Origin of the sequence: Streptomyces sp. DH37, assembly GCF_029813835.1 — a bacterium.
In the GTDB taxonomy this organism is placed as follows: Bacteria; Actinomycetota; Actinomycetes; order Streptomycetales; family Streptomycetaceae; genus Streptomyces.
The window spans coordinates 31,315-52,855 of sequence record NZ_JARVKV010000003.1 but is presented as its reverse complement, the minus strand read 5'-3'; the positions used below and the strand labels follow the sequence as shown (position 1 = coordinate 52,855).

The window sequence follows — 21,541 nt, the reverse complement described above, 5'->3', positions numbered from 1 at the left end:
CCGCCGCCCCGTTCTCCGGCGGGATGCGGGCTGGAGTCAGGGCGGGATCCGGGCGGGAGTCCGGGCCGGGGTCCCGGCTGGGATCCGAGCGCGGAGAAGGAAGCGGAACTCACTGTTCCGTGAGGCCGCTCACAGTGATGGGCCATTGACATCCCGAAGCGCTGAGGGCCGTCGTGAACGTCCTGAGGGCCCGGTCCGCATATGGGGAGTCGGCGGACGCCGGTTCAGGGCGGCACATGCGGCCCCAGGTACCCGCAAACCCCCATCGATGTCAGTGGTACCGGTAGACTGGAGACACACCCGCCTTACTGCGGAACATGTCGAACGACGCAGCCGCTCCTGCCGTGCGGACGGGGTCCCCAGGGACCCTTCCCTCCGGTCGCAGGGGGAGGCTTGTGCTGTGCCAGAAAGGGCGCTTCGTGGCCGATTCCGGCAACTCCAACGAAACCATCCCTGCTTCCGGCGGGGAGTCCCCTGTCCCGTCCGCGACCCCGCCCGCCTCCGGAGCCGGTGGCGGCGAGACGTCGTACGACGCCAGTGCGATCACGGTCCTGGAGGGCCTGGACGCGGTCCGCAAGCGGCCCGGCATGTACATCGGGTCCACCGGTGAGCGCGGTCTCCACCACCTCGTGCAGGAAGTGGTGGACAACTCCGTCGACGAGGCGCTGGCCGGCCACGCGGACACCATCGACGTGACGTTGCTCGCCGACGGCGGCGTGCGGGTCGTGGACAACGGCCGCGGCATCCCGGTGGGCATCGTGCCCTCCGAGGGCAAGCCGGCCGTCGAGGTCGTGCTGACGGTGCTGCACGCGGGCGGCAAGTTCGGCGGCGGCGGCTACGCGGTCTCCGGCGGGCTGCACGGTGTGGGCGTCTCGGTGGTCAACGCGCTGTCCACCAAGGTCGCGGTCGAGGTGAAGACCGACGGCTACCGCTGGACGCAGGAGTACAAGATGGGCGCGCCCACCGCTCCCCTCCAGCGGCACGAGGCCACCGACGAGACCGGCACGACGGTCTCGTTCTGGGCCGACGGCGACATCTTCGACACCACCGACTACTCCTTCGAGACGCTCTCGCGGCGCTTCCAGGAGATGGCCTTCCTCAACCGCGGCCTGACGATCACCCTGACCGACGAGCGGGCGGCGGCCAAGCAGACGGCGGGCGCGGACACCGTGGACACCGCCGAGGACGACAAGCCCCGGCACGTGCGCTACCACTACGAGGGCGGCATCGTCGACTTCGTCCGCCACCTCAACTCCCGCAAGGGCGAGCCCGTCCACCCCTCGGTGATCCACTTCGAGGCGGAGGACAAGGAGCGGATGCTCTCGGCGGAGATCGCGATGCAGTGGAACACCCAGTACACCGAGGGTGTCTACAGCTTCGCGAACATCATCCACACCCACGAGGGCGGCACCCACGAGGAGGGCTTCCGGGCCGCGCTGACCGCTCTGGTCAACCGCTACGCACGGGACAAGAAGCTGCTGCGCGAGAAGGACGACAACCTCACGGGCGAGGACATCCGCGAGGGCCTGACGACGATCATCTCGGTGAAGCTGAGCGAGCCGCAGTTCGAGGGCCAGACCAAGACGAAGCTGGGCAACGCCGAGGTGAAGACCTTCGTCCAGAAGGTCGTCCACGAGCACCTGAGCGACTGGCTGGACCGCAACCCCAACGAGGCCGCGGACATCATCCGCAAGAGCATCCAGGCGGCCACCGCGCGCGTCGCGGCCCGCAAGGCGCGGGACCTGACCCGCCGCAAGGGCCTGCTGGAGACGGCGTCGCTGCCGGGCAAGCTGAGCGACTGCCAGTCCAACGACCCGTCCAAGTGCGAGATCTTCATCGTCGAGGGCGACTCCGCGGGCGGCTCGGCGAAGTCCGGCCGGAACCCGCAGTACCAGGCCATCCTGCCGATCCGCGGCAAGATCCTGAACGTGGAGAAGGCGCGGATCGACAAGGTCCTGCAGAACCAGGAGGTCCAGGCGCTGATCTCGGCCTTCGGCACCGGGATCCACGAGGACTTCGACATCGAGAAGCTCCGCTACCACAAGATCATCCTGATGGCGGACGCCGACGTCGACGGCCAGCACATCAACACCCTGCTGCTGACACTGCTGTTCCGCTTCATGCGGCCGCTGGTCGAGGCCCGGCACGTCTTCCTGTCCCAGCCGCCGCTGTACAAGATCAAGTGGTCGCGCGACGAGTTCGAGTACGCGTACTCCGACCGCGAGCGCGACAGCCTGATCCGCCTCGGCCGCGAGCAGGGCAAGCGGATCAGGGACGACTCGGTCCAGCGCTTCAAGGGCCTGGGCGAGATGAACGCCGAGGAACTGCGCATCACCACCATGGACCCGGCCCACCGGGTGCTGCGGCAGGTGACGATCGACGACGCGGCCGCCGCCGACGACCTGTTCTCGATCCTGATGGGCGAGGACGTGGAGTCGCGCCGCTCGTTCATCCAGCGCAACGCCAAGGACGTCCGCTTCCTCGACATCTGAGTCGGCCGTACGCCGCTTCAGCGAAAGGGATTGACCAGCAATGGCCGACGAGACCACCCCTGCCCCGATCGAAGGGGACGCCCCCGCGCCCCTCTCGCCTCCCCCGGGCACCCCCGTAGTCGACGAGAGCGCCGGGCACCGCGTGGAGCCGGTCAGCCTCGAGACCGAGATGCAGCGCTCGTACCTCGACTACGCGATGAGCGTGATCGTCTCGCGTGCGCTGCCGGACGTGCGCGACGGTCTCAAGCCGGTGCACCGCCGCGTGCTGTACGCGATGTACGACGGCGGCTACCGGCCCGAGAAGGGCTTCTACAAGTGCGCCCGCGTCGTCGGCGACGTGATGGGCACGTACCACCCGCACGGCGACACCTCCATCTACGACGCCCTGGTCCGCCTGGCCCAGACGTGGTCGATGCGGATGCCGCTGGTGGACTCCAACGGCAACTTCGGCTCGCCGGGCAACGACCCGGCGGCGGCCATGCGCTACACCGAGTGCAAGATGGCGCCGCTGGCCATGGAGATGCTCCGGGACATCGACGAGGAGACCGTCGACTTCCAGGACAACTACGACGGCCGCAACCAGGAGCCGACGGTCCTGCCGTCGCGCATCCCCAACCTGCTGGTCAACGGCTCGGCGGGCATCGCGGTCGGCATGGCCACCAACATCCCGCCGCACAACCTGCGCGAGGTGGCCGCCGGCGCCCAGTGGTACCTGGAGCACCCCGAGGCCACCAACGAGGAGCTGCTAGACGCGCTGCTGGAGCGCATCAAGGGCCCCGACTTCCCCACCGGCGCGCTGGTGGTGGGCCGCAAGGGCATCGAGGAGGCGTACCGCACCGGCCGCGGCTCGATCACGATGCGCGCGGTGGTCGAGGTGGAGGAGATCCAGGGCCGCCAGTGCCTGGTCGTCACCGAACTGCCGTACCAGGTCAACCCGGACAACCTGGCCCTGAAGATCGCCGAGCTGGTCAAGGACGGGAGGATCGCCGGCATCGCGGACGTCCGCGACGAGACGTCCTCGCGCACCGGCCAGCGGCTGGTGATCGTCCTCAAGCGGGACGCGGTCGCCAAGGTCGTGCTGAACAACCTGTACAAGCACACCGATCTGCAGACCAACTTCGGCGCCAACATGCTGGCCCTGGTCGACGGGGTGCCGCGCACGCTGTCGCTGGACGCGTTCATCCGCAACTGGGTCTCGCACCAGGTCGACGTCATCGTCCGCCGCACCCGCTACCGGCTGCGCAAGGCCGAGGAGCGCGCCCACATCCTGCGCGGCCTCCTCAAGGCGCTGGACTCGATCGACGAGGTCATCGCCCTGATCCGGCGCAGCAACACCGTGGAGGTGGCGCGCGAGGGCCTGATGGGCCTGCTGGAGATCGACGAGATCCAGGCGAACGCGATCCTGGAGATGCAGCTGCGCCGCCTGGCCGCCCTGGAGCGGCAGAAGATCACCGCCGAGCACGACGAACTCCAGGCGAAGATCGACCAGTACAACGCGATCCTGGCCTCGCCCGAGCGGCAGCGGCGGATCATCAGCGACGAACTGGCCGCGATCGTCGAGAAGTACGGCGACGACCGGCGCAGCAAGCTGGTGCCCTTCGAGGGCGACATGTCCATCGAGGACCTGATCGCCGAGGAGGACATCGTCGTCACCATCACGCGCGGCGGCTACGTCAAGCGGACGAAGACCGACGACTACCGCTCGCAGAAGCGCGGCGGCAAGGGCGTGCGCGGCACGAAGCTGCGCGAGGACGACATCGTCGACCACTTCTTCGTCACCACCACGCACAACTGGCTGCTGTTCTTCACCAACAAGGGCCGGGTGTACCGGGCGAAGGCGTACGAGCTGCCGGACGCCGGCCGGGACGCGCGCGGGCAGCACGTGGCGAACCTGCTGGCGTTCCAGCCGGACGAGACGATCGCCCGCATCCTGGCCGTCCGCGACTACGACGCCGCGCCGTACCTGGTGCTGGCCACCAAGTCGGGCCTGGTGAAGAAGACCCCGCTGAAGGACTACGACTCGCCGCGCTCCGGCGGTGTCATCGCGATCAACCTCCGGGAGCTGGAGGGCGGCGGCGAGGACGAGCTGATCGGCGCGGAGCTGGTCTCGCCCGACGACGACCTGCTGCTGATCAGCAGGAAGGCGCAGTCGATCCGGTTCACCGCCACCGACGAGGCGCTGCGCCCGATGGGGCGCGCCACCTCGGGCGTGAAGGGCATGAGCTTCCGCGAGGGGGACGAACTGCTCTCGATGAACGTGGTGCGGGCCGGTACGTTCGTTTTCACCGCCACCGATGGTGGGTACGCGAAGCGCACGGCCGTGGACGAGTACCGCGTGCAGGGCCGTGGCGGTCTGGGCATCAAGGCGGCCAAGATCGTGGAGGACCGCGGTTCGCTGGTGGGGGCTCTGGTGGTCGAGGAGGCGGACGAGATCCTCGCCATCACCCTCGGCGGCGGCGTGATCCGTACGCGGGTCGCCGAGGTCAGGGAAACCGGTCGTGACACGATGGGCGTCCAACTGATCAACCTCGGCAAGCGCGACGCCGTGGTCGGCATCGCACGCAACGCCGAGGCCGGCCGGGAGGCCGAGGAGGTCGATGCGGAATTCGGCGCCGGTGACGGCACCGAGGAGGCCGTGGAGGCGTCTTCCCCGGAGACGGCCGCCGAGGCGGCTCCGGACAACGAGGAGTAGACAGACCGTGAGTGGAACCGCGGGCGCCGCCAGGGGCGGCAACGATGACGGCGGCGCCCGTGGGCCGGCCGCTGACGGCGCTCGACGACAGGGCGAATCCCACCGTGGGGGAACAACCGTGACCAGTGCCCACCCGCAACCGCAGCCGCAGGCCCAGCCGCACGCGAGCGCGCCGCAGCCGCACCAACCGCCGCAGGCGTACCCGGCCCCGCCGGGCGCCACACCGCCGCCGCGGTCCGCTCAGGACCAGCAGGGCGACCTCCAGCAGGACGTCATGCGCCGCTCGCGCACCGGCGCCCGTACGGTGCCCAGGACGCGCAAGGCGCGGCTGAAGGTGGCCAGGGTCGACCCGTGGTCGGTGATGAAGGTCGGCTTCCTGCTGTCGATAGCCCTGGGGATCTGCACCGTCGTCGCGGTGGCCGTCCTGTGGATGGTCATGGACGCCATGGGGGTGTTCGCGGCCGTCGGCGGGACGGTCAGCGAGGCGACGTCCTCGGACGGCGGCGGGGGCTTCGACCTCCAGGGCTTCCTGTCCCTGCCCCGGGTGCTGACCTTCACCTCCCTCATCGCGGTGATCGACGTGGTGCTGATGACGGCGCTGGCCACGCTGGGGGCCTTCATCTACAACATGTCGGCCGGCCTCGTGGGCGGCGTCGAGGTGACGCTCGCCGAGGACGAGTGACCTCCGGGATCCTCCCGGGCGCCGCACCGGAGCGGTCGCGGGCCGACGCGATTTTGGCACGCGGCTGAAGTGCGCTAATCTTTCGGTGCAGCGCGGGGCTATAGCTCAGACGGTTAGAGCGCTTCCCTGATAAGGAAGAGGCCACAGGTTCAAGTCCTGTTAGCCCCACACGGCGGATCGAACGCCCGGAACCTCCTCGGAGGGGCCGGGCGTTCGGCGTGTACGGGGCCGGTACGGGCCCGCACGGGGTGTGCCGCCCGCGCCGGGAAGCCCGGCGGGACCTGCGGTGACGGGCGGCCCGGGGAGCGCCGTGCGCCCGGGTCGGTTGCCCTGCCGGAGTGTTCGCTTGGGTATCATCGGGCGCCAGTAGGTCCCAACGTCTATGAAGGACGAGGTAGCGCGGTGAAGAAGCTTCTCCTGATCGCACTGGCCGCCGTCGGCGGGCTCCTCGTGTACCGCCAGATCCAGGCGGACCGCGCCGAGCAGGATCTGTGGACGGAGGCGACCGACTCCGTGCCCGCAGGTTCGGGCGTCTGAAGAGCATCCCGGTACTTGGCGCGAGGCCCCGGCCGGCTCCCGGCCGGGGCCTCGCCGTCCCCGGGCCCGGCGGGACGCGCGGCGGGACGCGCGGCGGGACGTGTCGCGAGGCCGTGGCGGCAGACCCCTTGAATGTGCGTTAGCAAATAAGTACGGTGCTTACGCAAAGCCGCCGGACGCGGTGCACCGAGGGGGAGCAAGCCATGACACGACGCCACCGCCGTATGGCCGCGGTACTGACGGGCGGGACGCTCCTGGCCCTGGCCGCCGCCCCGCCCGCCGCCGCGGCTCCGGCGGCCCAACGGACGGTTGCGGATGACAACGGCTCCCTGGTGATGGTGCTGGACTCCTCCGGCTCGATGGCCGAGGACGACGGCTCGGGCGGGACCCGCATCGAGGCCGCCCGGCGCGCCGTGGGCACGGTCGTCGACGCCCTCCCCGACGGCCACCCCACCGGACTGCGGGTCTACGGCGCCGACCGGCCGGGCGGCTGCACCGACACCCGTCTGGTGCGGCCGGTGGAGCCGCTGGACCGCGCCGCGATCAAGCGGGCCGTCGCCGGGGTGGAGCCCAGGGGCGACACCCCGATCGGACTGGCGCTGCGCAGGGCCGCCGAGGACCTGCCCCGGGCGCCCGAGGGCTCCTGGGACCGCCGCACGATCCTGCTGGTCTCCGACGGCGAGGACACCTGCGGCACCCCCGACCCGTGCGAGGTCGCCGAGGAGCTCGGCGGGAAGGGCCCCTCCTCGGCGACCCTGCGGATCGACGCCATCGGCTTCCAGGTCGACGGAGAGGCCCGCGAGCAGCTCAGGTGCGTCGCCGCGGCCGGCCACGGCTCGTACTACGACGCGCCCGACGCGGAGGCCCTGGCCCGCCAGCTCCAGCGCGCCTCGCGGCTCTCCGCCGGCGGCTACCGGCTGGAGGGCGAGCGGATCACCGGCGGGCGGACCGCGGACGACGCCCCCACGATCACCCCCGGCCAGTACACGGACACCATCGGCCCCGGCGAGAAGCGCTGGTACGCCGCCGAACTGGGCGACTCCACCGCCTCCGCCGCCGACGACCTCGCGGTGACGGCCGTGCCCCAGCCCGGGGTGCCGGCCGCCTCCACGGACGGGCTCCGGCTCACCCTGGTCCGGGACGAGAGGTACCGTCCGCGGTGCGACAGCGCCTGGGGCCGTTTCGGGCAGGGCGCCGGAGCCATGCCGGTCACCGCCGCCGTCAGCCGCGTCCCCTCGGCCGGCGGCGACCGCGGCTGCGACGGGCCCGGCCGCTACCTGCTGGAGGTCGAACGGCACTCCCGGCCGGACTCCGACCGGGGCCGCTGGCCGATCGAGCTGCTGTTCGCCACCGAGAAGCCGCTCGCCGAGGGCACCGTCCCGGCGCACTCCGAGCCCGACTACGGCCCCGGCGGCGAGGACGCGCCCCTGCCCACCTCCCCGCCGCGCGACGTCGAGGGCGGCACCGGTTTCAACGACGCCCGCCGCGTCGGCCCCGGCGTGTGGCGCGACGAACTGCTGCCCGCCCAGACCCGCTGGTACCGGGTGCGGGTCGGCTGGGGCCAGCAGCTGCGGTACGACGTGGAGTTCGGCAACGAGCCGACCGTCGAGGACCCGGCCGGGGTGCTGACGTACGTGAGCACCGACGTGTACGGCCCCACCCGGGTGCCCGTCCGCCCCACCTCGGAGTTCGACACCGACGCCCTCTACCGGGGCGAGCCGGCGGCGGTGTCCAACGGGACGGTGCCGGTGGCGTGGACCAACCGCTGGGAGGACGAGGCCCGCGCGGTGCCGGTGCGGCGCGCGGGCGAGTACTACATCGGGGTCGGCCTCGACCCGAACGCCGCGCGGCTCGCCGAGAACGTCGCCGTCGGCTTCGTCCTGCGGGTGGCGGTGATCGGCGAGGAGAGGACCGGGCCGCAGCACGGCGCGCCCGCGGTGCGGGAGCGGGCGGCGGGGGCCGCCCGCGACAGCTCCGGCCCCGGCGGTGCAGGATGGTCCGGTCCGGCCGTCGCCGCGGCGACGGGCGGCGCGGGAGCGGTGCTGGCGGCCGTACTGGCCGCGGCGTACGCACGGTCGCGCAGGCGTACGGCGGCACGTACGGCGGAGGCCGGGGGCGACGGCACGAACGGGACGACGAGGGGTGGCGCGTGGTGAAGGGGCGTACGGGGCGCACGGTGAGGAGCGGACTGGCCGCCACGGCGGCGCTGTGCGCGGTCGCCGCCCTGCCGGGCACGGCGGTGGCGGCGCGGGCGGCCGGCCCGGACGACCTGCCCGCGTACGAGACGGCCCCCGGCGCCCGGCCCGTCGAGGGCCGTGAGAGCAGCGCCCACGGCCCGGCCATCGAACCCGGCGTCTACACCGACGACATCGGGCCGGGCGAGCGGAGGTACTACAGCGTCACGCTGGACGACACCTCCAACGCCTGGATATCCGCGGTCGCCCTGCCGGAACCGGGCAGCCGGGTCAACGGCATGGACGGCATCAAGGTGGTCCTGGAGGCCACGGACGGCACCAACTGCGGCGACGCGGACGTGAGTTTCGGCGGCGACGGCTCCGCCCGGCCGATCGCCGACCACGCCTGGCGCATGATCAGGGAGGACGGCTACTGCCAGAAGCGGGGGGTCTACCACTTCTCCGTGGAGCGGGAGAGCGCGGGGACCTCCGACCCCACCCGCTGGCCGCTGGAGATCCGCTTCATGCGGGAGCCGGGGCTGAGGAAGCCCGTCCCCGACACCCCGCCCGCGGCCGAGACGCCCGTCCCGCCGGGGCCGCCGCCGGGGGAGGCCAGGCCCATCGAGGGCGGCACCGGGTTCAACGACGCCCCGGGCATGGACGAGGGCAACTGGAGCGACCGGCTGCGGCCGGGTGAGACCCGCTTCTACAAGGTGCCGCTCGACTGGGGCCAGCAGCTCTTCACCGAAGTGGAGTTCGGCACCGCCAGGACCGGGGAGGACGACGCCCCCTACGTCAGCGGCGCCTTCCGGGTGGACTTCTACAACACCGCCCGCGGACGGATCAGCACCCACGGCGTGGGCTACCAGGCGGACAAGCCCGCCGCGCACTCCCTGCAGAGCCGGCGCGTCGCCTTCGCCAACCGCTTCGACGGCGCCACGGAGCTCGGCCGCACGCGCTTCTCCGGCTGGTACTACATCGCGGTGCACGCGAGCGCCGGACTGGCCGAGTCCGTCGACGGCGCGGTGCCGGTGGTGCTGCGCACCACGGTCGAGGGCACGCCGGGGCCCGGGCCCGGGTACGACGGGAACGCCGCCGAGGCGGGCTTCGCGGTCACCGAGGACGACCGCGAAGCCGCGGCCAGGGGTCTGAGCCAGGCGGAGGCCGGCAACGGCGGCACCCTGCGGCTGGTGGGCTGGGCCGGCATCGGGACCGGGACCGCGCTGCTGGTGGGGCTCGGCCTGTGGACGCTCCTCGCCCGGCGGAGCGCGGCCCGGGGCTGACGTCGGCGTGACGTCGGCGCCGACCGGTACCGAGTCCCGATGTTCCGGGGGCGTTCCGGGGCGTTCCAGTGCGTTCCGGGACGTCCAGGGTCGGGGAGCCCGGGTCAGGGGGCCTGGGTCAGCGCCCAGACGCCGACGGCGATGCAGACCAGGGCGAGCACCAGGAGCGGGAACGCCACCTTCGGGGGCGGCCCCGGCCGGCGCGCCGCGGGGGCGCGGTGCGACGTGCGCGCCGGCGCGGCGGGCGCGGGACCGGCGGAGGGGGAGGGCTGGTGAGCGGCCGTGTAGGGCCGCGTCGGGGGCGTACCGGTGTGGGGCGGCGCCGGGTACGGGTACGACGGCGGATACGGCTGCGCGGCGGCCGGACGGGACGTCTGCGTGGTCGCCTGCGGTGCGGGTTCGTGGGCCGGCCCGTGCGCCGGTCCGTGCGCCGGTCCATGGGCCGCTCCGTATGCCGCTCCGTGCGCCGGCGTCCGGACCGGCGGGGCCGGCGGTGCGGCGGGCCGTTCCGGGGCCCGCGGCGGTTCCCCGGCGGACACCTCCCGCACGGGCGGGGGGAGGTGGAAGCTGCCGGTGTCCGAGGGCGGGAACGCGGAGGGCCCGGCGGCCTCCCGGCCCCGGCCCTCACCGCCGTCCCGCCCCTCCTCCGGCCCGTCCGGCCCGAAACCGGGCGGCAGCGGCCCGATCTGGTCGAAGACCTCCACGACCTCCTGCTCCAGCGTGGTGTCCGTCGACAGCAGTTCCACGGCGGACGCCAGCGCCTTCCGCACGCCCGTCGCCGTGCGGAAACGGGCGTCCGGATCGGGGTGCAGCAGGGTGCCGAGCACCTGCCACAGCGGCTCGGGTACGTCCTGCGGCGTCGGCGGCACCCCGCCCGTGTACGCCTCCACCAGCGCCTGGGAGTCCGGTTTCCGGCCGGTGAGCAGGTACAGCGCCACCAGCCCGACCGCGTACAGGTCGGCGGGGAAGTCCGGTTCGGCGCCCAGCAGTTGCTCGGGCGCGAAGTACCCGGGCGTGCCGACCACGTAGTCGGCCTCGGTCAGCCGCGGCTCGCCCTTGCGCATCGCGATGCCGAAGTCGGACAGCCGCAGGTGGGGGCGGCCGGTGCCGGTGGCCTCCAGCAGGATGTTGGCGGGCTTGATGTCGCGGTGCACCACCTCCTCGGCGTGCACCGCGGACAGCCCGGACAGCAACTGGTCGAGGAGGGCGCACACATAGGTCGGCGGCAGGGGTCCGTAGTCGCCTATGAGGTGCGCGAGCGAGCCGCCGCGGACCAGGTCCATGGTGAACAGGACCTTGTCGTCGTCGGCGGCCCAGCTCGTCGGGGCCAGGACGTGGGGGTGGTCGATGCGCAGCGCCTGCTCGCGGACGAACCGCAGCAGGGTGTGCGCGTCGCTCTGCTGGAGGACCTTGGCGGCCACGTAGCGCCTGCGCCGGTGGTCCCAGGTGCGCCAGACCGCGCCGACGCCGCCGCGCCCGATCGGGTCGACCAGCTCGTACCGACCAGCGAAGATCTCACCCATCGCGCCGTGCCCGCCTCGTCCCTGTCCCGTCGGTTGCCGTCGTCCGCCGCGCTCAGGCCTGGTGCGCCTCGTAGTGCCGGACCGCGTCGGCGGTCTTGCCCGCGCCGTACACCCTCAGGAACTCCGCCAGCTCCGGGTGGCTGCCGGAGAGGGAGTCGGACGCGTCGATGATGTCGGCCGCGTCCGCGACCGAGCGCAGCAACGCCTGGATCTCGCGCACGACGCGCTTGACGGTCGTCGCCTGGCCGCCGGACGGGGTGACGTGGGTGGAGGAGGTCAGCACGTTGCCGCCGGCGGTGCGGCGGATCTCGTCCATGCGCTGGGTGGCCTCGGCGGCGGTGACGGTGCCCTTGCTGACCTCGGTGGCCAGCTCCTGCAGCGCCTGGACCCGCTGGACGACGGCGGGGTTGCCGATCTTCGCGCGCTGACCGCTCATCAGCTGGGAGAGCATGGGCGCCGAGAGTCCGAGCACCGTGGCCAGCCGTGCCTGGTTGAGGCCGAGGTCGTCGATGAGGCGGCGGAAGAGGGTGCCCAGGGGCTCGCCGTACCACTGGCTCTGCAGTTCCCGTGCCCTCGCGGTCGCCTCCTGCTGTGCTGCGTCCATCGCTCTCTCCCCTGTCTCCCCGTGTCCGCTTCGCTGGAGCGAACTTGCCGAGCATCCTACGGAGGCGGCGCACGCGGAGCGATACCCGGTCGGAACCAACCCGGGTCATTGGGTACTCTGGTGAGCGGCGGGGCTTTAGCTCAGTTGGTAGAGCGCTGTCTTTGCATGGCAGATGTCAGGGGTTCGACTCCCCTAAGCTCCACGTCACACAGGCCCGGTGCCGGTGGACCCCATGGGTCCCGCGGTACCGGGCCTGCTGTTTTGTGCCGTGCCGTGCCGTGGCCGGTGCGGTGCCGTGGCCGGTGTCGTGCCGCCGTACGAGGGCGCGCGAAGGCGGTCGGCGGGGCCGCCGGGGAGGCGGGCGCCGTCAGCGCTCCTCGTCCGACGGAGCGGCCTCGGAGGGAACGCCCTGGGTGTCGGTCTGCTTGGCCCCGGCCTCGGCCTCCGGCTCGACGGAGCCGGTGCCCTCCATGAGGGCCGCGTCGCTGCCGACCTCGGTGGCGGCCGGGGGCTCGACCAGCCAGTCGGGGTTGGACTGCTTCTCCCACCACTTCCAGGCGGCCGCCACACCGCCGGCGACGAGGCCGACCACCATCAGCTTCCTGAACGCCCGGCCCGTGCGCGCCCGGCGGGCCTTGCGCCGCGCGAGCTTGCGGATGTCCTCCGCGGTCAGTTCCCCGCGCAGCGCGGCGACGGCCGCGGTGGAACGGGCCACGGCCGCCTCCCGGACCGGGCCGGCCGCGGCACGGGCGGCCTCGACGCGGGGACCGGCGTACTCGCTCGCCGCGCGCGCGGCCTCGCGGGTGCGGTGGGCCGCCCGGGCGGCGGCCAGGTCGACCGCCGGAGGCAGCGTCTCGCGGGCCTGCTCCAGTCGCGGCACGACATGGGCGGCGTACTGCCCACGCACGGTGGACCGGGCCTGTCCGGCCGCGAGGGCCACCTTCGGCGCCACCGCTTCCGCGGCGTGCCGCACGGTCTCCCTCGCGTTGTCGGTCGCGCTGCGCACGCTGTCCATGCGGGTCACGGGATCTCCTCCTCATCGGTGGCGTGTGTCTTCCGCCTTCCACCCATGGTGGAGATCATGCCTTCCCAACGGTGCCGAGGCATGCCCCAACGGGCATACGGGCTATACCGGATCTCCGCGGTGGCGCCCCGCCGAACGGTGGCGACGGTCCGGCTGTGCGAGGATCGGGGGGTTCCGAACGTGCAGATGGAAGGTAGATCGTGGCCGAGCAGCTCTATGCCACCCTGAAGACCAACCAGGGCGACATCACCATCCGGCTCTTCCCTGACCACGCGCCGAAGACGGTCAAGAACTTCGTCGAACTCGCCGAGGGCAAGCGCGAGTGGACCCACCCGGCCACCGGGCAGAAGTCCACCGACAGGCTGTACGACGGCACGGTCTTCCACCGGGTGATCAGTGGCTTCATGATCCAGGGCGGCGACCCGCTGGGCAACGGCACCGGTGGCCCGGGCTACGAGTTCGGCGACGAGTTCCACCCGGACCTGGCCTTCAACAAGCCGTACCTGCTGGCGATGGCCAACGCCGGTCCGGGCACCAACGGGTCGCAGTTCTTCATCACCGTCTCCCCGACCGCCTGGCTGACCGGCAAGCACACCATCTTCGGCGAGGTCGCCGACCAGGCGGGCCAGCGGGTCGTGGACGCCATCGCGTCCACCCAGACCAACCCGCGCACCGACCGTCCGCTGCAGGACGTCGTGATCGAGTCGGTCGTCGTCGAGCGCCGCTGAAAGCCGCTGAACGCCGTCGAACACCGCCGGGCGGCCGGCACCGCCGGATCCGCCCGGCGGCCGACCGGGGAACCCGCCGTCCCGCCCGTCCGTAGGACAGGTGGGGCGGTGTTCCTCGGTGTTCCTCGGCGTTCTCCGGTGTTTTCGGTGTTCCCCGGCGTTCTCCGGTGTTCTCCGTTTCCGTGGGTACGCCACAGCCGTGTGCAGCGTGCCGTGTCCGTCGTGAGGGGGCGTTGAGGTGGCCATGGAGGACCAGCAGGACGGGTCGCGGCCGGCCGTGCCGCACTGCTACCGGCACCCGGACCGGGAGACCGGCATCTCCTGCGCCCGCTGCGACCGGCCGATCTGTCCCGACTGCATGATCCCGGCCTCGGTCGGCTACCAGTGCCCCGAGTGCGTGCGCGGCGGCCCCGGCGGGGGCCGTACGGGGGGCGACTCCAGGCCGCGCACCCTGGCGGGCGGCACCGTCGCCGCCGATCCGCGGCTGGTCACCAAGGTGCTGCTGGGCATCAACGTGGCGGTGTTCCTCCTGGTGCTGGCGGCCGACGACCGGTCCCTGGTCGGGGCGCTGACGATGCTGGGCCACGCCTACGACCCGGCCGCGGCCGACTGGGCCGGGGTCGCGGACGGCGAGTGGCACCGCATGCTGACCTCCGCCTTCCTGCACCAGGAGATCTGGCACATCGGCTTCAACATGCTGGCGCTGTGGTGGCTCGGCCCGCAGCTGGAGGCGGCGCTGGGCCGCTGGCGGTTCCTGGCGCTGTACCTGCTGTCCGCGCTGGGAGGCAGCGCCCTGACGTATCTGCTCGCCGCGCAGAACCAGGAGTCGCTGGGCGCCTCGGGGGCGATCTACGGGCTGTTCGGCGCCACCGCCGTGCTGATGCGGCGGATGAGGTACGACATGCGCCCGATCCTGGTGCTGCTGGCGATCAACCTGGTCATCACCTTCAGGTTCTCCGGCATCGCCTGGGAGGCCCACATCGGCGGCCTGGTGGTGGGAGCGGTCGTCGCCTACGCGATGGTGCACGCCCCCCGCGCGCGGCGGGCGCTGGTGCAGTACGGCACGATGGCGGCGGTGCTGCTGGTGATCGCGGCCGTCTGCGTGATCCGCACGGTGGAGCTGCTCGGACGCTGACCGCACGGCCCGCAGACCCGTGGCCAGAGGTTATCCACAGCAGGTGACGGATCTTGTGCATGGTGTGGGCGGCCGCCGACAGGAGCGTCGGCGGCCGTGCGCGGGCGCGTTTCCCCAGGGAGACGGGGGTGGAACCGGTCGTCTACCGAGGGTCACCAGTCATAACGACAGCCAAGCGGGAAAAGTTATCCACAGATCTTCTGAAGTTTTCCCAGGGCTGTGGAAGACCTGTGGATAACGCCGCCGCGCACGGTCGTGCCGGCTACTTCCACTGCGTGGAGACGACGAACCCCGCCGCGATGAAGCCGAAGCCCACCACGATGTTCCAGTTGCCGAGCGACTGGACCGGCAGATCGCCCGTCGTCACGTAGAAGACGACGATCCACGCGAGTCCGACCAGGAACAGCGCCAGCATCAGCGGCGCGACCCAGCTTCGCCCGGACGTGAGGTTGATGCTCGTGCTCTGCTTCGCCGGGGGCGGCGTGAACTCGTCCTTCTTGCGGATCCGTGACTTCGGCACGAGGGACTCTCCTGTCGATGCGCTGCGTGACCGCGCGGGCCTGTTCGTGACGGCCCTCTCCCCGGTGGAGTCCGGTTCGGGATCCGGCGGGAGGCCGGGGAGGGGACGATGCCTGATTCCGTTAGCGTAGTACTTCCGCGTGCTGGAAGGAGACAAGGGTAAGGTGACCAATTCCCGCTTCCGGCCCGTCCGGCTCGCGACGGCGGGCGTCTTCGCCCTGGCCGGTTTCCTCTTCTGGGTCAGTTTCAACACCGCGCAGGGCACCGATCTGCGCACCGACGACTCGATGCTGCGCCTGTCCGACCTCATCGAGGACCGCAGCGACGGCATCGAGGACCTGAACGCCTCCGTGGACGGGCTGCGCCGGGAGGTCGACGCCCTCGCCCGGCGCGACAGCGGCGGCACGGAGGCCGAGAAGCGCGCCTTCGAGGAGCTGGAGAGGACCGCGGGCACCCGGAAGCTGGCCGGCTCCGGGCTCACCGTCACCCTCGACGACGCCCCGCCCGACGCCGTCGCCCGGATGCCCGGCCTCCCCGAGCCCCAGCCCAACGACCTCGTCGTCCACCAGCAGGACCTCCAGGCCGTGGTCAACGCGCTGTGGGCGGGCGGGGCCGAGGGCATCAGGGTCATGGACCAGCGGCTGATCTCCACCAGCGCGGTGCGCTGCGTGGGCAACACCCTGATCCTCCAGGGCCGCCTGTACTCCCCGCCGTACACCGTCACCGCCGTCGGCGACACCGACCGGATGCGCGAGGCGCTGGACCGGGCGCCCGCCGTCCGCAACTACCGCGAGTACGTCGACGCCTACGGGCTGGGCTGGTCGGTGGACGAGCACGACGAGGTGACGCTCCCCGGCTACTCGGGCGCGGTCGACCTGCACCAGAGCACCCCGGTGGGCGCCCCGGAGGCCGGCTGAACGCCGGGCGGTGCCCGGGCACCGCCCGGGCCCGGGTGGCGTCCGACGCATTGCGCCGCTTGGACCCCCCGGTGAGCCCGCCTACCCGTACTCTGGGGTGCGCGAGCAACAGAAGGGACGGCTACACGGCATGTACGGCTGGATCTGGCGGCATCTGCCGGGCAACACGCTCGTACGGGCGCTGCTCTCGCTCGTACTGGCCCTGGCGGCCGTCTACGTGCTCTTCCAGTACGTCTTCCCCTGGGCGGAGCCCCTGCTGCCGTTCGGCGACGTGACGGTCGACGAGGGCCGGTCCGGACAGGAGCAGGGCCGATGAGCGCGCGCGTCCTGGTCGTCGACAACTACGACAGCTTCGTCTTCAACCTCGTCCAGTACCTCTACCAGCTCGGCGCCGAGTGCGAGGTGGTCCGCAACGACGAGGTCCGCCCCGAGCAGGTCGCGGGGACCTCCCCGGCGAGGCCGGGGGGAGGCTTCGACGGGGTGCTGCTCTCCCCCGGGCCGGGCACGCCCGAGGAGGCCGGGGTCTGCGTCGAGATGGTCCGGCACTGCGCCGCGACCGGGATCCCCCTCTTCGGCGTCTGCCTGGGCATGCAGTCCATGGCCGTGGCGTACGGCGGCGTGGTCGGCCGGGCGCCGGAGCTGCTGCACGGCAAGACGTCGCTGGTCAGCCATGAGAACGGGGGCGTCTTCGCCGGGCTGCCCTCCCCCTTCACCGCCACCCGCTACCACTCGCTCGCGGTGGAACCCGCCACCGTTCCCGCGGAGCTGGAGGTCACCGCGTGGACGGAGACGGGCGTCGTCATGGGCCTGCGCCACCGCGAACTGCCGGTGGAGGGCGTGCAGTTCCACCCCGAGTCGGTGCTCACGGAGTGGGGCCACCTGATGCTCGCCAACTGGCTCGTGCGATGCGGCGACACCGGCGCCGTGGAGCGCTCACGGGGGTTGGCCCCCGTGGTCGGGGCGTGACGGCCCTGCGTCCGGAGGGCACCTACGGAGGTGACCCCCTCACCGGGCGCCACCGTGCCGGTCCGCCCGCCGACGCCTACCCCGATGCCTACCCGGACGCCTACACCGGTCAAGCCGAGCAGCAGGCCTTCGAGGCCGCCGTGGGACGGCTCGCCGACCCGCTGAACGACCCGTTGCCGGGCCTGGAGCCGGCACCGGGGGAGATGCCGCGGGAGACACCGCGGGAGGCGCGCCCGGAGGCGTACACGCCGCCGTACGAGCCCCATGCGGAGCCGTACGCGGGGGCGCACCCGCCGACCCCGACCCCGACTCCGGCCCCGGCCCCGCCCCGGGCCGCCGTGCCCGTCCCGCCGGTCCCCGAGCCCGCTCCGGCGCCCGTCCTCGACGACGAGACGATGACGCTGCGCCAGGCGCGGCTCCCGGCGGCGGACGAGACGATGGCGCTGCGCCGGGTGGAGGACGTGCGTCCGGAGCGCCGGAGGGCCGCGTCGCCGCCCCCGGCCGGCGGCCGTGCCGCGCGGCGGCGGGCCCAGCGGGCGAACCGGGAGAGCCCGATGGTGATCGCCAGCCGGGTCGTCGGAGAGCTGTTCATCACCCTCGGCGTGGTGATGCTGCTGTTCGTGTCCTACCAGTTGTGGTGGACGAACGTGATAGCCGGCTTCCAGGCCGGCGACGAGGCCAAGAAGCTGGAACAGCAGTGGGGTGAGCGGGGACAGGGGGACGAGGGGGCGAACCGGGACCCGGGCGCGTTCTCACCCGGCCAGGGCTTCGCGATCATGCACATCCCCAAGCTGGACGTGAAGGTGCCCGTCGCCGAGGGCGTCGACGAGAACGGCGTCCTCGACCGGGGCATGGTCGGCCACTACGGCGAGGAGCCCCTGAAGACGGCGATGCCCTGGGACGAGAAGGGCAACTTCGCGGTGGCCGGGCACCGCAACACCCACGGCGAACCGTTCCGCTACATCAACAGGCTCGATCCGGGCGATCCGATCGTGGTGGAGACCCAGGACACCTACTACGTCTACGAGATGACCAGCCGTCTCGACTCCACCCCGCCCTCGAACGTCAGCGTCATCGAACCCGTCCCCGAGCAGGGCGGTTTCAAGGCGCCCGGGCGGTACATCACGCTGACCACCTGCACCCCCGAGTTCACCTCGAAGTACCGGATGATCGTCTGGGGCGAACTGGCCGAGGAGCGTCCGCGGAGCGAGGGCAAACCGGACGCGCTCGTCCGATAGCCTGCGCGGGAGGATCGGCGGAGGAGAGCGGGCGGTGCGTCGGGTGACAGTGATCGACCAGGAGAACGGTGCGCGGACGGCTCCGCCCCCCGCCCCCCGCCGCGGACGCTCGTGTCTCGCCGCCGTCATCAGCCTGCTGGGCGAACTGCTGATCACCGCCGGTGTGGTGCTGGGCCTCTTCGTCGCCTACTCGCTGTGGTGGACGAACGTGCTCGCCAACCGCGAGGCCGAACGCGACGGCAACGAGGTGCGCGAGAGCTGGGCGCAGGACGGGCCGGACGGCGGTGCCGGGAAGAAGGAGTACGAGGGCGGGGACGGCGTCGGCTTCCTGCACGTGCCGTCGATGGGCGGCGAGGTGCTGATCAAGAAGGGCACCGGCACCGAGGAGCTGAACAAGGGCGTCGCCGGCTACTACACCGAGCCCGTGAAGGCCGTGCCGCCGTGGGAGGGCAAGGGCAACTTCTCGCTGGCCGCGCACCGCGACGGCCACGGCGCCAAGTTCCACGACATCCACAAGATCAGGGAAGGCGACCCGATCGTCGTGGAGACCGAGGACACCTGGTACGTCTACAAGGTCTTCGAGACGCTGCCCAAGACCTCCAAGTACAACGTCGGCGTGCTGGCGGACGTCCCCGAGGAGTCGGGGAAGAAGAAGGCCGGGAAGTACATCACCCTGACGACCTGCACCCCCGTCCTCACCTCCGACTACCGCTACATCGTGTGGGGCGAGCTGGTGCGCACCGAGAAGGTGGACGAGGAGCGCACCCCGCCCGAGGAGCTGCGCTGACCGGTGCTGACCGGTGCGCGCCGAGCCACCGCGCGTACCCGCCCCGACGACGCCCGAGGGCCCCGACCGGCAGCAGCCGGTCGGGGCCCTCGGGCGTGCCGTGCGGGCTCGCGGGCGGCGGGGCGCCCGGCAGGGTCAGTCGTCCCCGCCGACCATCCCCTCGATGAAGCCGCCGCCCGGGCCGCCGTTGCCGCCTCCGTTGTTGCCGTTGCCGCCTCCGCCGCCGAAGGTGCGCACGGTGACCGTCTCGCCCTTCTTGAGCTGGGTCCCGGCCGGCGGTTCGGTGCCGAGGGCGATGGCGTTGTCGTCGTTGGGGCCCGCCACGTTGACGCTGAACCCGGCGTCCTCCAGCGCCTTGCGGGCGTCCTTGAGCGGCGTGCCCGCCGCGATGGCCGGGACGGCCACCTGCTCCTCCGCGGGCGCCTTGGCCACGATCAGGGTCACCTTGGAGCCGGCGTCGGCCTTGGTGTTGCCCGGGGGCGTCTGCGAGAGGACCGTGTTCGGGGGCTGCTCCCTGTTCTCCTGCTCGGCCTTCTCGACCACGAAGCCCTGGGCCTTCAACTGGGCCTCCGCCGTCGCGAAGTCCTTGCCGGTGACGTCGGCCACGGTCACCCGCGGGTCCTCCGCGGCCACCGTGATGGTGACCGTGGACCCCGGCTTGGCCTTCTGGCCGCCCGGCGGGTTCTGCTCGATGACCGTTCCGACGGGCTGCTCCGAGACCTCCGTCGCGCGCTCGACCTCGAAGTTGGCGTTCTTCAGCTCCTGTTCGGCGTCGTCGGCGTTCTCGCCCTTGACGTCCGGGACCTCGATCTCGCTGGGGCCCTTGGACATGATCAGCGTGATCGTGTGGCCCTCCTCGACCTCGGTGCCGGCCACCGGGTCGGTCTTGCAGACCGTGCCCTTCTTCTCCTCGCAGAACTCGCTGGCGCCCTTGACGACCTCGAGCCTGGCGTTGGTGGCCTTCTGCTGGGCCTCGGAGAAGGTGTCACCGGTCAGGACGGGCACCTTCGGATTGTTCTCGGTGGGGCTGAAGATCACCTTGCCGATGAAGACCGCGCCGACCAGGACCAGGATGCCGCCGAGGACCAGCAGGATCGTGGAGAGGTGGTTGCGTCCGCCGCCCTGGCGCCGCCGGTCGGGCCGCTCGTCGTAGCCGTAGCCGCCGTCGTCCTCGCGCGTCGGCGGCAGCATGGACGTCTGGGCGGACGGCGGGGCCGCCGCGCGCAGGGCGGTGGTGGGCTGGTCGTCGGGGTGGTAGCCGCCGGCGCCGTAGGAGACCGCGCCCATGGCCGCGGCGGCGCCGACCGGCTGGCCGTCGAGGGCCGCCTCGATGTCGGCGCGCATCTCGTCGGCGGACTGGTAGCGGTAGTCCGGGTCCTTCACGAGCGCCTTGAGGACGATGGCGTCCATCTCGGGCGTGATCTCGGGGTCGAAGGAGCTCGGCGGCTGCGGTTCCTCGCGCACGTGCTGGTAGGCGACCGCGACGGGGGAGTCCCCGACGAACGGCGGTCTCACCGTCAGCAGTTCGTACAGCAGGCAGCCCGTGGAGTACAGGTCGGAGCGGGCGTCCACCGTCTCGCCCTTGGCCTGCTCCGGGGAGAGGTACTGGGCGGTGCCGATGACGGCCGCGGTCTGGGTCATGGTCATGCCGGAGTCGCCCATGGCGCGGGCGATGCCGAAGTCCATCACCTTGACCTGCCCGCTGCGCGTCAGCATGACGTTCGCGGGCTTGATGTCGCGGTGGACGATGCCGTTGCGGTGCGAGTACTCCAGTGCCTGCAGGATGCCGACGCACATCTCCAGGGAGCGCTCGGGCAGCAGCTTGCGTCCGGAGTGGAGCAGCTCGCGCAGGGTCGAGCCGTCGACGTACTCCATGACGATGTACGGGATGGAGATCCCGTCGACGTAGTCCTCGCCGGTGTCGTAGACGGCGACGATCGCCGGGTGGTTGAGCGAGGCGGCGGACTGGGCCTCACGGCGGAAGCGGGCCTGGAACGTGGGGTCCCGGGCGAGGTCCACCCGGAGCGTCTTCACCGCGACGGTGCGTCCCAGGCGGGTGTCGTGGGCGAGGTGGACCTCGGCCATACCGCCTCGGCCGAGCACCGAGCCCAGCTCGTACCGGCCGCCGAGGCGACGCGGCTCTTCCATAGTCTCCAGCCCTCTCCGTGCGTCCTGACCGTCTCCCTGCGCGGTCCGGCGGTGCTGCTCGGCATACGGTACCCGGACCGTGTGGTAGGCCG

18 protein-coding genes and 2 tRNA genes are annotated in these 21,541 nt (G+C 72.1%); 15 read left to right on the top strand and 5 right to left on the bottom strand.

Annotation, left to right across the window (positions count from 1 at the left end):
• The first annotated feature begins 395 nt into the window (after positions 1-395).
• From gyrB to QC029_RS02330, 7 genes are all read left to right on the top strand, one after another.
• Positions 396-2,492 (top strand): DNA topoisomerase (ATP-hydrolyzing) subunit B, encoded by a 2,097-nt coding sequence (gene gyrB, locus QC029_RS02360; protein WP_279553607.1) that lies wholly within the window; start codon positions 396-398, stop codon positions 2,490-2,492.
• 40 nt (positions 2,493-2,532) lie between these two features.
• Complete coding sequence (gene gyrA, locus QC029_RS02355) at positions 2,533-5,184, top strand: DNA gyrase subunit A (protein WP_279553606.1); 2,652 nt, start codon at positions 2,533-2,535, stop codon at positions 5,182-5,184.
• 118 nt (positions 5,185-5,302) lie between these two features.
• Positions 5,303-5,866 (top strand): DUF3566 domain-containing protein, encoded by a 564-nt coding sequence (locus QC029_RS02350; RefSeq protein ID WP_279553605.1) that lies wholly within the window; start codon positions 5,303-5,305, stop codon positions 5,864-5,866.
• 94 nt (positions 5,867-5,960) lie between these two features.
• A tRNA-Ile gene (locus tag QC029_RS02345) sits at positions 5,961-6,034 on the top strand.
• Between the two features lie 234 nt (positions 6,035-6,268).
• Complete coding sequence (locus tag QC029_RS02340) at positions 6,269-6,403, top strand: DLW-39 family protein (protein ID WP_217655894.1); 135 nt, start codon at positions 6,269-6,271, stop codon at positions 6,401-6,403.
• A gap of 203 nt (positions 6,404-6,606) precedes the next feature.
• A complete protein-coding gene (locus tag QC029_RS02335; protein WP_279553604.1) occupies positions 6,607-8,559 on the top strand; it encodes a VWA domain-containing protein in 1,953 nt (650 codons plus the stop codon).
• A 20-nt stretch (positions 8,560-8,579) separates the two neighbouring features.
• Complete coding sequence (locus tag QC029_RS02330; protein ID WP_279553603.1) at positions 8,580-9,860, top strand: hypothetical protein; 1,281 nt, start codon at positions 8,580-8,582, stop codon at positions 9,858-9,860.
• A 104-nt stretch (positions 9,861-9,964) separates the two neighbouring features.
• Here the strand turns inward: QC029_RS02330 and QC029_RS02325 are convergent, their stop codons facing one another.
• Positions 9,965-11,383 (bottom strand): serine/threonine-protein kinase, encoded by a 1,419-nt coding sequence (locus QC029_RS02325; protein WP_279553602.1) that lies wholly within the window; start codon positions 11,381-11,383, stop codon positions 9,965-9,967.
• Between the two features lie 52 nt (positions 11,384-11,435).
• On the bottom strand, positions 11,436-11,987 hold the full coding sequence (locus tag QC029_RS02320; RefSeq protein WP_279553600.1) for a DNA-binding protein: 552 nt from the start codon (positions 11,985-11,987) through the stop codon (positions 11,436-11,438).
• Positions 11,988-12,116: 129 nt separating this feature from the next.
• Between QC029_RS02320 and QC029_RS02315 the strand changes: the two genes are divergently transcribed.
• Positions 12,117-12,189: transfer RNA gene (locus QC029_RS02315), tRNA-Ala, on the top strand.
• Between the two features lie 165 nt (positions 12,190-12,354).
• Here the strand turns inward: QC029_RS02315 and QC029_RS02310 are convergent.
• Entirely contained in the window at positions 12,355-13,011 is a 657-nt protein-coding gene (locus QC029_RS02310) for a DUF5324 family protein (RefSeq protein WP_279553599.1), read from the bottom strand.
• Between the two features lie 200 nt (positions 13,012-13,211).
• On the opposite strand from QC029_RS02310, the gene QC029_RS02305 reads away from it, so the two are divergent.
• Both QC029_RS02305 and QC029_RS02300 read left to right on the top strand, forming a co-directional pair.
• Positions 13,212-13,739, top strand: a complete 528-nt coding sequence (locus tag QC029_RS02305) for a peptidylprolyl isomerase (protein ID WP_279553598.1) — start codon at positions 13,212-13,214, stop codon at positions 13,737-13,739.
• A 244-nt stretch (positions 13,740-13,983) separates the two neighbouring features.
• Positions 13,984-14,874: a rhomboid family intramembrane serine protease gene (locus QC029_RS02300; RefSeq protein WP_279553597.1), complete on the top strand. Its 891-nt coding sequence runs from the start codon at positions 13,984-13,986 to the stop codon at positions 14,872-14,874.
• 262 nt (positions 14,875-15,136) lie between these two features.
• Here QC029_RS02300 and crgA read toward each other — a convergent pair whose 3' ends face one another.
• A complete protein-coding gene (gene crgA, locus QC029_RS02295) occupies positions 15,137-15,394 on the bottom strand; it encodes a cell division protein CrgA (protein ID WP_279553596.1) in 258 nt (85 codons plus the stop codon).
• 163 nt (positions 15,395-15,557) lie between these two features.
• Here crgA and QC029_RS02290 point away from each other — a divergent pair, with 163 nt between their 5' ends.
• The 5 genes from QC029_RS02290 to QC029_RS02270 all read left to right on the top strand — a co-directional run bounded on the left by QC029_RS02290 (position 15,558) and on the right by QC029_RS02270 (position 19,301).
• Positions 15,558-16,310, top strand: a complete 753-nt coding sequence (locus tag QC029_RS02290; protein ID WP_279553595.1) for a DUF881 domain-containing protein — start codon at positions 15,558-15,560, stop codon at positions 16,308-16,310.
• A 130-nt stretch (positions 16,311-16,440) separates the two neighbouring features.
• On the top strand, positions 16,441-16,626 hold the full coding sequence (locus QC029_RS02285; RefSeq protein ID WP_279553755.1) for a hypothetical protein: 186 nt from the start codon (positions 16,441-16,443) through the stop codon (positions 16,624-16,626).
• On the top strand, positions 16,623-17,276 hold the full coding sequence (locus QC029_RS02280; RefSeq protein ID WP_279553594.1) for an aminodeoxychorismate/anthranilate synthase component II: 654 nt from the start codon (positions 16,623-16,625) through the stop codon (positions 17,274-17,276). The genes QC029_RS02285 and QC029_RS02280 overlap by 4 nt, the downstream gene beginning before the upstream one ends.
• 140 nt (positions 17,277-17,416) lie before the next feature.
• Entirely contained in the window at positions 17,417-18,514 is a 1,098-nt protein-coding gene (locus QC029_RS02275; RefSeq protein WP_279553754.1) for a class E sortase, read from the top strand.
• A 43-nt stretch (positions 18,515-18,557) separates the two neighbouring features.
• Entirely contained in the window at positions 18,558-19,301 is a 744-nt protein-coding gene (locus QC029_RS02270; protein WP_279553753.1) for a class E sortase, read from the top strand.
• Positions 19,302-19,436: 135 nt separating this feature from the next.
• Here the strand turns inward: QC029_RS02270 and pknB are convergent, their stop codons facing one another.
• Positions 19,437-21,449 carry a Stk1 family PASTA domain-containing Ser/Thr kinase gene (gene pknB, locus QC029_RS02265; protein WP_279553593.1) on the bottom strand — a complete coding sequence of 671 codons (2,013 nt, stop codon included), beginning with the start codon at positions 21,447-21,449 and terminating at the stop codon, positions 19,437-19,439.
• Positions 21,450-21,541: the final 92 nt, after the last annotated feature.